8 protein-coding genes are annotated in these 12,221 nt (G+C 46.3%); all 8 read left to right on the forward strand.

Going from position 1 to position 12,221, the window contains the following annotated elements; translation table 11 throughout:
* Positions 1–252: 252 nt before the first annotated feature.
* Positions 253–633, forward strand: coding sequence for a preprotein translocase subunit SecE (gene secE, locus BLO31_RS01865; RefSeq protein WP_070962628.1), 381 nt, complete (start codon positions 253–255; stop codon positions 631–633).
* A 13-nt stretch (positions 634–646) separates the two neighbouring features.
* Positions 647–1,195 carry a transcription termination/antitermination protein NusG gene (gene nusG, locus BLO31_RS01870; protein WP_070962629.1) on the forward strand — a complete coding sequence of 183 codons (549 nt, stop codon included), beginning with the start codon at positions 647–649 and terminating at the stop codon, positions 1,193–1,195.
* A gap of 117 nt (positions 1,196–1,312) precedes the next feature.
* Positions 1,313–1,741, forward strand: a complete 429-nt coding sequence (gene rplK / locus BLO31_RS01875; RefSeq protein WP_070962630.1) for a 50S ribosomal protein L11 — start codon at positions 1,313–1,315, stop codon at positions 1,739–1,741.
* Between the two features lie 4 nt (positions 1,742–1,745).
* Positions 1,746–2,450, forward strand: a complete 705-nt coding sequence (gene rplA / locus BLO31_RS01880) for a 50S ribosomal protein L1 (protein WP_070962631.1) — start codon at positions 1,746–1,748, stop codon at positions 2,448–2,450.
* Between the two features lie 279 nt (positions 2,451–2,729).
* Positions 2,730–3,224, forward strand: a complete 495-nt coding sequence (gene rplJ, locus BLO31_RS01885) for a 50S ribosomal protein L10 (RefSeq protein WP_070962632.1) — start codon at positions 2,730–2,732, stop codon at positions 3,222–3,224.
* 59 nt (positions 3,225–3,283) lie between these two features.
* Complete coding sequence (gene rplL, locus BLO31_RS01890) at positions 3,284–3,652, forward strand: 50S ribosomal protein L7/L12 (protein WP_070962633.1); 369 nt, start codon at positions 3,284–3,286, stop codon at positions 3,650–3,652.
* A 229-nt stretch (positions 3,653–3,881) separates the two neighbouring features.
* Positions 3,882–7,910 carry a DNA-directed RNA polymerase subunit beta gene (gene rpoB / locus BLO31_RS01895; protein WP_070962634.1) on the forward strand — a complete coding sequence of 1,343 codons (4,029 nt, stop codon included), beginning with the start codon at positions 3,882–3,884 and terminating at the stop codon, positions 7,908–7,910.
* A gap of 86 nt (positions 7,911–7,996) precedes the next feature.
* Positions 7,997–12,199 carry a DNA-directed RNA polymerase subunit beta' gene (gene rpoC / locus BLO31_RS01900; RefSeq protein ID WP_070962635.1) on the forward strand — a complete coding sequence of 1,401 codons (4,203 nt, stop codon included), beginning with the start codon at positions 7,997–7,999 and terminating at the stop codon, positions 12,197–12,199.
* Positions 12,200–12,221: the final 22 nt, after the last annotated feature.

Raw genomic sequence — 12,221 nt, forward strand, 5'->3', positions numbered from 1 at the left:
GAAAATCTTTGATTAAGATTTGACGAAACATCGACAAAAGGGCATCATTTGATGCCCTTTTTCTGCCCTAAATATAATGTTTGCTGTTTTGTTGACCAGTTAAACATTAAAAAGCAGGATTTTTTTGGTTGAAGGTGTGTTTTTTAACCAAACAAAGAGCACATCGTGTGAATTTCACCGATGTATAATGGATTTGCCCTGCAACAGCGGGGTTGTTGTCGTCTATATTAAGACTTGGAACAGGTTGGTTTTATGAAAGCAAACAATGCTGAAACTCCTGATAGCTCAAGTGCAGCAGATACGTTTAAGTGGATTATCGCTTTTTCATTGCTAGCTGCCGCTGTTGTGGGTAATTACCTGTATGGTGAAATGTCTGTAGTTATTCGTGCTGCAGGAGTTGTTGTTCTTATCGCTGCGGCACTAGGTGTTTCGGCTACAACAACAAAAGGCAAAGCCGCGATCGTTTTTGCTCGTGAATCTCGTATGGAGGTTCGCAAGGTAGTATGGCCAACTCGCCAAGAAACTATCCAAACAACGTTTATCGTGTTGGCTGTAAGTATTGTAATGGCTCTGGCGCTTTGGGGCATCGACGGCATTATGGTTCGTCTTGTTAACTTAGTGACCGGGGTATAGAGGGTTTAAATACATGAGTGAAGCTCCTAAAAAACGCTGGTATGTGGTTCAAGCCTTCTCTGGATTCGAAGGTCGTGTGGCTCAATCTCTTCGCGAGCACATCAAAATGCACGACATGGAAGAGCATTTCGGTGAAGTACTGGTTCCTACTGAAGAAGTAGTGGAAATGCGCGCAGGTCAGCGTCGTAAGTCTGAGCGTAAGTTCTTCCCTGGCTATGTTTTAGTCCAGATGGTGATGAACGATGAATCTTGGCACTTAGTACGCAGTGTACCGCGTGTCATGGGCTTCATTGGTGGTACCTCAGATCGTCCTGCTCCTATCACGGATAAGGAAGCAGACGCGATTCTTAATCGTCTTGAGAAAGCGAGTGAGTCTCCTCGTCCACGTACTATGTACGAAGTGGGTGAAGTAGTTCGTGTTAACGAAGGCCCATTTGCTGACTTCAACGGCACAGTTGAAGAAGTGGATTACGAGAAGAGCCGCCTGAAAGTGTCTGTATCGATCTTTGGTCGTGCAACACCGGTTGAGCTTGAATTTGGTCAAGTGGAAAAACTTGATTAAAAAAACACCTTTTTAAGGGTTGTGAAAGGCGCGGAATCTGTCTATAATTTCGCGCCTTTTTGTTAACGGGGAGCTGATCAGTGGATTAGCGTTTGAACCCAAATTTTAGGAAATATCATGGCTAAGAAAGTTGAAGCTTATATCAAGCTGCAAGTTGCAGCTGGTATGGCGAACCCAAGTCCACCAGTTGGTCCTGCACTAGGTCAGCACGGTGTGAACATCATGGAATTCTGTAAAGCGTTCAACGCAAAAACAGAATCTATCGAGAAAGGTCTACCTACTCCAGTAGTTATCACTGTATACAACGACCGTTCTTTCACGTTCATCACTAAGACTCCACCAGCAGCAGTTCTTCTTAAGAAAGCAGCTGGCGTTAAGTCTGGTTCTGGTCGTCCAAACACTGAAAAAGTGGGTACTGTTACTGACGCTCAGCTACAAGAAATCGCAGAAACTAAAGCTGCTGATATGACTGGTGCTGACATCGAAGCGATGAAGCGTTCTATCGCAGGTACTGCTCGTTCAATGGGCCTAGTGGTAGAGGGTTAAGATCATGGCAAAACTAACTAAGCGCATGCGCGTTATCCGCGAAAAAGTTGACGTAACTAAAGAATACGAAATCAACGAAGCTGTAGCTCTTCTTAAAGAACTGTCTACTGTTAAATTCGTTGAGTCTGTAGACGTTGCTATCAACCTTGGCATCGATGCTCGTAAATCTGACCAAAACGTACGTGGTGCAACTGTACTACCTCACGGTACTGGTCGTGAAATCCGCGTTGCTGTATTCACTCAGGGTGCAAACGCTGAAGCAGCGAAAGAAGCTGGTGCTGACATCGTTGGTATGGAAGATCTTGCTGAGCAAGTGAAGAAGGGCGAAATGAACTTCGACGTAGTTGTTGCTTCTCCAGATGCAATGCGCGTTGTAGGTCAACTAGGTACTATCCTAGGTCCTCGTGGTCTGATGCCAAACCCTAAAGTTGGTACTGTAACTCCTAACGTTGCTGAAGCGGTTAAGAACGCTAAAGCTGGTCAGGTTCGTTACCGTAACGACAAGAACGGTATCGTTCACACGACTATCGGTAAAGTAAACTTCGAAGCGAACCAGCTACAAGAAAACCTTGAAGCTCTTCTAATCGCTGTGAAGAAAGCTAAGCCGTCTTCTGCGAAAGGTACGTTCCTGCAGAAAGTTAGCATCTCTACTACTATGGGTGCTGGCGTTGCAGTTGATCAGGCTAGCCTGAACACTCAAACTGCTTAAGATATTTGATTAGGTGTGAAATTAGTGTATAATTTCGCGCCTAATATTTGTGGTTGGGGCTGGGTTGTGGTTGTTCGCAACTAAAGCACAGTCTCCGTCCAAGACCGTAGGTGTTTGAGTTTATTTTTAAACTTCGACTTAATAATCCTACGTAGATGGTGCCCAAACCGACAGAAAGCTCTATTTTTATAGTTCCCTTTCTTCTGGAAAAGCACCTCAATTACTCTCACTGTTGTGATAATAGTGAGTGGTGTAACGACAACCAGGAGTAAATCCAAGATGGCTTTAAACCTTCAAGACAAAAAAGCAATTGTTGCTGAAGTCAACGAAGCAGCCAGTGGTGCACTTTCTGCAGTTGTAGCTGACTCTCGTGGCGTTGAAGTAGGCGCGATGACTTCTCTACGTAAACAAGCTCGTGAAGCTGGTGTTTACGTGAGAGTTGTTCGTAACACTTTAGCACGCCGTGCGGTTCAGGGTACTGACTACGAGTGTCTAACTGACACTTTCACTGGTCCTACTCTGATTGCGTTTTCTAACGAGCACCCAGGTGCTGCAGCGCGTCTTTTCAAAGACTTCGCTAAAGAAAACGACCAGTTCGAGATTAAAGCTGCTGCATTCGAAGGCGCAGTTACTGATGCTGAAGTACTAGCGACACTACCAACTTACGACGAAGCAATTGCACGCCTAATGATGTGCATGAAAGAAGCTTCTGCAGGCAAGCTGGTACGTACTATCGCTGCACTACGCGACCAGAAGCAAGAAGAAGCTGCTTAATCAGCTTGCTTTTTACTGGTTGCAAAATAAACTTATTGTTGACTTAAAAGAGAATTGTTATGTCTATTACTAACGAGCAAATCCTAGACGCAGTTGCAGAAATGTCTGTAATGCAAGTTGTTGAACTAATCGAAGCTATGGAAGAAAAATTCGGCGTATCTGCTGCAGCTGCTGTTGTAGCTGGCGGTGCTGCTGGTGGCGAAGCTGCTGCTGAGCAAACTGAATTTGACGTAGTTCTAACTGCTGTTGGCGGTAACAAAGTTGCTGTAATCAAAGCAGTACGTGGCGCAACTGGCCTAGGTCTTAAAGAAGCTAAAGCTCTTGTAGACGGCGCTCCAGCACCTCTAAAAGAAGGTGTTGAGAAGGAAGAAGCTGAAGCTCTTAAAGCTCAGCTAGAAGAAGCTGGTGCTTCTGTTGAAGTTAAGTAATTATTACTTAATTTCTTAGCCTAACGGCTAATGGCTGGTGGTTTTATAACCACCAGCCTTTTTGCGCTGTAGGGTATAGGTGAATTTCCCGCTGTTTAGTCACCTCTATCCATGCAAAAAACATTTCATTACTTCGCAATGGAATGTCACTACAGTAAACAGTTGTTAGTCACTGTCCCGCTCAGAGGAAGGGCAGTTTGGGTCACTTATCAGCGAGCTGAGGAACCCCATGGTTTACTCTTATACCGAGAAAAAGCGCATCCGTAAGGACTTTGGTACTCGTCCTCAAGTTTTGGACATTCCATACCTGCTATCGATCCAGCTCGATTCGTTCGAAAAATTCATCGAACAGGATCCTGAGGGACAATACGGTCTTGAGGCTGCTTTCCGTTCTGTTTTTCCAATTCAGAGCTACAACGGCAATTCCGAGCTGCAATACGTTAGCTACCGTCTTGGTGAGCCAGTTTTTGACGTTAAAGAATGTCAAATCCGCGGTGTAACTTATTCAAAACCACTACGCGTAAAACTGCGTCTGGTTATTTTTGATAAAGACGCGCCAGCAGGTACTGTAAAAGACATTAAAGAACAAGAAGTCTACATGGGCGAAATCCCATTGATGACTGACAATGGTACCTTCGTTATCAATGGTACCGAGAGGGTTATCGTATCCCAGCTGCACAGAAGCCCTGGTGTATTCTTCGACAGCGATAAAGGTAAGACCCACTCGTCAGGTAAAGTTCTTTATAACGCACGTGTGATTCCTTACCGTGGTTCATGGCTCGACTTCGAGTTTGATCCTAAGGACAACCTGTACGTTCGTATCGACCGTCGTCGTAAACTACCAGCATCGATCATTCTTCGTGCTCTAGGTAAGTCGACTGAAGAAATTTTGGATCTGTTCTTTGAGAAGATTAACTTCCAAGTACAAGATCAAACGCTGATGATGGAACTTGTTCCTGAGCGTCTACGCGGTGAAACGGCAACATTCAACATTGAAGCCAACGGCAAGCAATACGTTGAACAAGGCCGTCGTGTTACTGCACGCCACATTCGTCAGTTAGAAAAAGATGGCATTGAGCACATCGAAGTACCAGTTGAGTACATCGTTGGCAAAGTGTCTTCTAAAGATTACATCAATGAAGCGACTGGTGAGATCATTGTTGGCGCTAACCAAGAACTTAGCTTGGAAGCTCTAGCGAACCTATCTCAAGCAGGTCACAAAGCGTTGGAAGTTCTATTTACCAACGATCTTGACCACGGTCCTTTCATGTCAGATACACTGCGCGTTGACAGCACAGTTGATCGCATCTCTGCGTTGGTAGAAATCTACCGCATGATGCGTCCTGGCGAGCCGCCAACAAAAGAAGCGGCTGAAGCGTTGTTCGAAAGCCTATTCTTCTCGGAAGAGCGTTACGATCTATCGACTGTTGGTCGTATGAAGTTCAACAGCTCTATCGAACGTGAAGACGGCACAGAGCAAGGCACACTGGATGAGCAAGACATCATTTCAGTAATGCGCAAGCTTATTGCTATTCGCAACGGTAAAGGTGAAGTGGACGATATCGACCACCTAGGCAACCGTCGTATTCGTAGCGTAGGCGAAATGGCTGAGAACCAATTCCGCGTTGGTCTAGTACGTGTTGAGCGTGCGGTGAAAGAGCGCCTAAGTCTAGGTGATCTTGACGCGATCATGCCTCAAGACTTGATCAATGCTAAGCCTATCTCAGCAGCAGTAAAAGAATTCTTTGGTTCTTCTCAGCTGTCACAGTTTATGGATCAGAACAACCCACTTTCAGAAGTGACGCACAAACGTCGTATCTCTGCATTGGGTCCAGGTGGTCTTACTCGTGAACGCGCTGGTTTCGAAGTTCGAGACGTACACGTAACTCACTACGGTCGTCTATGTCCTATCGAAACACCTGAAGGTCCAAACATCGGTCTGATTAACTCGCTTTCTGCATTTGCACGTTGTAACGAGTACGGTTTCCTAGAAACTCCGTACCGTCGTGTAGTTGATGGTGTAGTAACCGAAGATGTTGATTACCTATCTGCAATCGAAGAAGGTCAGTACGTTATCGCTCAGGCGAACACTGTACTAACAGAAGAAGGCTCATTTGCTGACGAGCTTATCACTGCACGTCAGAAAGGCGAATCTGGTCTACACCCACGTGAACATGTTAACTACATGGACGTTGCGACAAACCAGGTTGTATCTATCGCTGCTTCTTTGATTCCGTTCCTAGAACACGATGATGCGAACCGTGCACTTATGGGTGCAAACATGCAACGTCAGGCTGTTCCAACTCTTCGTGCTGACAAGCCACTAGTTGGTACTGGTATCGAGCGCAACATTGCGGTTGACTCTGGTGTAACAGCGGTAGCGAAACGCGGTGGTACTGTTCAGTCTGTTGACGCTTCTCGTATCGTTGTTAAGGTTAACGAAGAAGAGTTGATCCCAGGTGAAGCGGGTATCGACATCTACAACCTGACTAAGTACACGCGTTCTAACCAGAACACTTGTATCAACCAGCGTCCATGTGTGATGCCTGGTGAACCAGTGGCTCGTGGTGACGTTCTTGCTGACGGTCCTTCTACTGACCTTGGTGAACTGGCTCTTGGCCAGAACATGCGCATCGCATTTATGCCTTGGAACGGTTACAACTTCGAGGACTCGATCTTAGTATCAGAGCGCGTTGTTCAAGAAGACCGCTTTACTACTATCCACATTCAAGAACTGTCTTGTGTGGCTCGTGATACTAAGCTAGGTGCGGAAGAAATCACTGCGGATATTCCAAACGTTGGTGAGTCTGCTCTATCTAAGCTAGATGAGTCAGGTATCGTTTACATCGGTGCTGAAGTTAAGGGTGGCGACATCCTAGTAGGTAAAGTAACACCTAAAGGTGAAACGCAACTTACTCCTGAAGAGAAGCTACTACGTGCTATCTTCGGTGAAAAAGCGTCTGACGTTAAAGATACTTCTCTGCGCGTACCAAACTCTGTTTCAGGTACTATCATCGACGTTCAGGTATTTACCCGTGACGGCGTTGAGAAAGACAAGCGTGCGCTAGAAATCGAGCAGATGCAGCTTAAAGAAGCGAAGAAAGACCTGACTGAAGAATTCCAGATTCTTGAAGGCGGTCTACTTGCTCGTGTTAAAGCTGTACTACTTGAAGGTGGTTACACTGAAGCGAAACTTGAGTCTATCGATCGCAAGAAGTGGCTAGAAGTTACTCTTGAAGATGACGCACTGCAAACTCAGCTTGAGCAACTTGCAGAGCAGTACGACGAACTTAAAGCTGACTTCGATAAGAAGTTTGAAACTAAGCGTCGTAAGATCACTCAAGGCGATGACCTAGCGCCTGGCGTTCTTAAGATTGTTAAGGTTTACCTAGCGGTTAAACGCCGTATTCAACCTGGTGATAAGATGGCAGGTCGTCACGGTAACAAGGGTGTAATCTCTAAGATCAACCCTGTTGAAGACATGCCTTACGATGAAACTGGTCAGCCAGTCGATATCGTACTTAACCCACTGGGTGTACCTTCGCGTATGAACATCGGTCAGATCCTTGAAGTTCACTTAGGTCTGGCGGCGAAAGGTATCGGTGACAAGATCAACCAGATGGTGAAAGAGCAGCAAGAGCTGGCGAAATTCCGCGAGTTCCTACAGAAAGTTTACGATCTTGGCGATACTCGTCAGAAAGTAGACGTTGCTGCACTAAGCGACGATGAAGTTCGCACACTGGTTGGCAACCTGCGTGGTGGTCTACCAATTGCAACTCCAGTATTTGATGGTGCTAGCGAGCAATCTATCAAAGAACTGTTGACCCTTGCAGACCTACCTGCTTCAGGTCAGTTGACACTGTTTGATGGCCGTACTGGTGATGCGTTTGAGCGTCCAGTTACGGTTGGCTACATGTACATGCTGAAACTGAACCACCTTGTTGATGACAAGATGCACGCCCGTTCAACCGGTTCGTACAGCTTGGTTACTCAGCAACCACTTGGTGGTAAAGCTCAGTTCGGTGGTCAGCGTTTCGGTGAGATGGAAGTATGGGCACTTGAAGCATACGGTGCTGCTTACACTCTACAAGAAATGCTTACTGTTAAGTCTGATGACGTTAACGGCCGTACTAAGATGTATAAGAACATCGTTGACGGTAACCACAGCATGGAACCTGGCATGCCAGAATCCTTCAACGTACTGTTGAAAGAGATCCGCTCGCTAGGTATCAACATCGAGCTAGAAGACGAAGAGTAATCCTTTCTTTGTAAGAAATGATTATTTGGTAGAAAGGTGCTCACTTTGGCGGGTGAGCTCCTTTTAACTCCTTACAGGAGCTGATTGTGAAAGACTTATTAAACTTTCTAAAAGCACAGCATAAGACCGAAGAATTTGATGCAATCAAAATCGGTCTATCTTCACCAGATATGATCCGTTCATGGTCTTTTGGTGAAGTTAAAAAACCTGAAACGATCAACTATCGTACGTTCAAACCTGAGCGTGATGGTCTGTTCTGTGCGCGTATCTTTGGTCCAGTGAAAGACTACGAATGTTTGTGTGGTAAATACAAACGTCTTAAGCACCGTGGTGTGATCTGTGAAAAGTGTGGCGTTGAAGTTACACAAACCAAAGTTCGTCGTGAACGCATGGGCCATATCGAGCTAGCATCACCAGTAGCTCACATCTGGTTCCTAAAATCACTGCCGTCTCGTATCGGTCTACTTATGGATATCCCTCTGCGTGATATCGAACGTGTTCTTTACTTCGAAATGTACGTAGTAACAGAACCGGGTATGACAGATCTAGAAAAAGGTCAGATGCTTACTGAAGAAGAGTATCTGGATCGTCTAGAAGAGTGGGGTGACGAATTCACTGCTAAGATGGGTGCAGAAGCGATCAAAGATCTTCTGGGCACCATGGATATGCAGGCTGAAGCCGAGCAAATGCGCGAAGAGCTAGAGTCAACTAACTCTGAAACTAAGCGCAAGAAGATCACTAAGCGTCTGAAGCTGGTTGAAGCGTTCATTTCATCGGGTAACAACCCTGAGTGGATGATCCTAACTGTACTTCCAGTACTTCCGCCAGATCTACGTCCTCTAGTACCTCTAGATGGCGGTCGCTTTGCGACTTCAGATCTGAACGATCTTTACCGCCGTGTTATCAACCGTAACAACCGTTTGAAGCGTCTACTAGAGCTTGCGGCTCCAGACATCATCGTACGTAACGAAAAACGTATGCTACAAGAGTCTGTTGATGCGCTTCTGGACAACGGTCGTCGCGGTCGTGCTATCACGGGTTCTAACAAGCGTCCTCTGAAATCTCTTGCTGATATGATCAAGGGTAAGCAAGGTCGTTTCCGTCAGAACCTGCTTGGTAAGCGTGTAGACTACTCTGGCCGTTCTGTAATCACAGTAGGTCCATACCTTCGTCTGCACCAGTGTGGTCTTCCTAAGAAGATGGCACTAGAGCTATTCAAGCCATTTATCTACAGCAAGCTAGAGACTCGTGGCCTAGCGACGACAATTAAAGCTGCTAAGAAGATGGTAGAGCGCGAAGAAGCAGTTGTTTGGGATATCTTGGATGAAGTTATCCGTGAACACCCAGTGCTACTTAACCGTGCACCAACTCTTCACCGTCTTGGTATTCAGGCATTTGAACCGGTACTGATCGAAGGTAAAGCGATTCAGCTTCACCCACTAGTGTGTGCGGCGTATAACGCGGACTTCGATGGAGACCAAATGGCGGTACACGTTCCACTGACGCTAGAAGCTCAGTTGGAAGCGCGTACGCTTATGATGTCTACCAACAACATTCTGTCACCTGCGTCTGGTGATCCGATCATCGTACCTTCTCAGGACGTTGTATTGGGTCTTTACTACATGACTCGTGACAAGATCAATGTGAAAGGTGAAGGTATGTACCTTGCTGGCCCTGAAGAGGCTGAGAAGGCATACCGTACTAAGACAGCTGAGCTTCACGCTCGCGTTAAAGTACGTATCACCGAGACAGTGATTGACGAAGACGGTAACAGCACTACAGAAACTAAGCTTGTTGATACGACTATCGGTCGTGCAATGCTGTGGCAAATCGTTCCTACTGGCCTACCATTTAGCTTGGTAAACCAAAAGTTAGGTAAGAAGCAGATTTCTAACCTACTGAACGAGGCGTACCGCAAACTTGGTCTGAAAGACACGGTTATCTTCGCTGACCAAGTTATGTACACAGGTTTTGCTTACGCAGCACTATCTGGCGTATCGGTTGGTATCGACGATATGGTTGTACCTGAAGCGAAATACACTGAGATTTCGGAAGCGGAAGAAGAAGTACGCGAAATTCAGGAACAGTACCAATCTGGTCTTGTTACTGCCGGTGAGCGTTACAACAAAGTGATCGATATCTGGGCTTCTACTAATGACCGCGTTGCAAAAGCGATGATGGAAAACCTTTCATCTGAAACGGTAATCAACCGCGACGGTGAAGAAGAGCAGCAAGAGTCGTTTAACAGCATCTACATGATGGCTGACTCAGGCGCTCGTGGTTCTGCAGCACAGATTCGTCAGCTGGCGGGTATGCGTGGTCTGATGGCTCGTCCGGATGGCTCGATCATCGAAACACCGATCACTGCGAACTTTAAAGAAGGTCTGAACGTACTTCAGTACTTTATCTCAACCCACGGTGCTCGTAAGGGTCTTGCGGATACCGCACTTAAGACTGCGAACTCGGGTTATCTAACTCGTCGTCTAGTAGACGTTGCTCAGGATGTTGTGGTAACAGAACACGACTGTGGCACGCTTGAAGGCGTTGAAATGATGCCTCACATCGAAGGTGGTGACGTTAAAGTTGCACTGACTGAACTAGCGCTAGGTCGTGTTGTTGCTGAAGACATCGTTAAACCAGGTACCGAAGAAGTTCTTATTCCACGTAATACTCTAATTGATGAGAAGTGGTGTCAGATCTTAGACGAGAACTCGGTTGATAAGATCAAAGTTCGCTCGGTAGTAACGTGTGACTCTGACTTCGGTTGTTGTTCACTTTGTTACGGTCGTGACCTAGCACGTGGTCACCTAGTAAACCAAGGTGAAGCAGTTGGTGTTATTGCTGCTCAATCAATCGGTGAACCGGGTACACAGCTTACCATGCGTACGTTCCACATCGGTGGTGCAGCATCGACAGCAGCGGCAGAAAACAGCGTTCAAATTAAGAACAACGGTTCTGTTAAACTGAACAATGCGAAGTTCGTTACTAACAACGAAGGCAAGCTGGTAATCACTTCTCGTGCTTCTGAACTAACCATCATTGATGAGTTCGGCCGTACGAAAGAAAAACACAAGCTTCCTTACGGTTCATTGCTAAGCAAAGAAGACGGCGCTCAGGTAACTGCTGGTGAAACAGTAGCTAACTGGGAAGCTCACACTATGCCAATCATTACTGAAGTGGCTGGTCGTGTTCAATTCGTTGACATGATCGATGGTGTGACTGTTTCTCGTCAAACTGACGATCTAACCGGTCTATCTTCAAGCGAAGTAACTGAAGCAGCTGCGCGTCCTGCAGCGGGTAAAGATATGCGTCCTGCAATCAAACTGGTCGATGACAAAGGCAACGATGTTATGATCCCAGGTACTGATATGCCAGCGCACTACTTCCTGCCAGGTAAAGCAATTGTAAACATCGAAGACGGTGCTGAAGTTGGCGTTGGTGGTACACTAGCGCGTATTCCTCAGAAATCTGGTGGTAACAAAGATATCACTGGTGGTCTTCCACGAGTTGCTGACCTATTCGAAGCACGTAAGCCAAAAGAGCCTGCAATCCTTGCTGAGCACACAGGTACTGTGAGCTTTGGTAAAGAGACCAAAGGTAAGCGTCGTCTAGTAATCACTCGCGAAGGTGGCAACACTTACGAAGAGATGATTCCTAAGCACCGTCAGCTTAACGTATTCGAAGGTGAAAAAGTTGAGCGTGGTGATGTGATCGCTGATGGTCCTGAGTCTCCACATGATATTCTACGTCTACGTGGTATTCATGCGGTTACTGAGTACATTGCAAACGAAGTTCAAGAAGTTTACCGTCTACAAGGCGTTAAGATTAACGACAAGCACATCGAAACTATCGTTCGTCAGATGCTGCGCAAGTGTACAATCACTCACGCAGGTGACTCTGAGTTCCTGGCCGGTGAGCAGGTTGAATACTCTAACGTTAAGATTGCAAACCGTTTGCTTGAAGCTGAAGGCAAAGAGCCTGCACGCTTTGAACGCGAACTACTAGGTATCACTAAAGCATCGCTTGCTACTGAGTCGTTTATCTCAGCAGCATCGTTCCAGGAAACAACTCGCGTTCTAACAGAAGCGGCTGTATCTGGTAAGCGTGATGACCTACGCGGTCTAAAAGAGAACGTAATCGTTGGTCGTCTGATCCCAGCAGGTACTGGTTTTGCGTACCATCAGGATCGTCAGGCTAAGCGTGATCAGGAGCAAGAAGGTCCATCTGCTGAACAAGCAACAGATAACCTAGCAGCGCTTCTAAACGCTGGTTTCTCTTCTGACGAGTAATCTCGCATAGAGACAAAAAAGG

The organism is Vibrio sonorensis (genome assembly GCF_001854765.1).
GTDB classification, from domain to species: Bacteria; Pseudomonadota; Gammaproteobacteria; order Enterobacterales; family Vibrionaceae; genus Vibrio; species Vibrio sonorensis.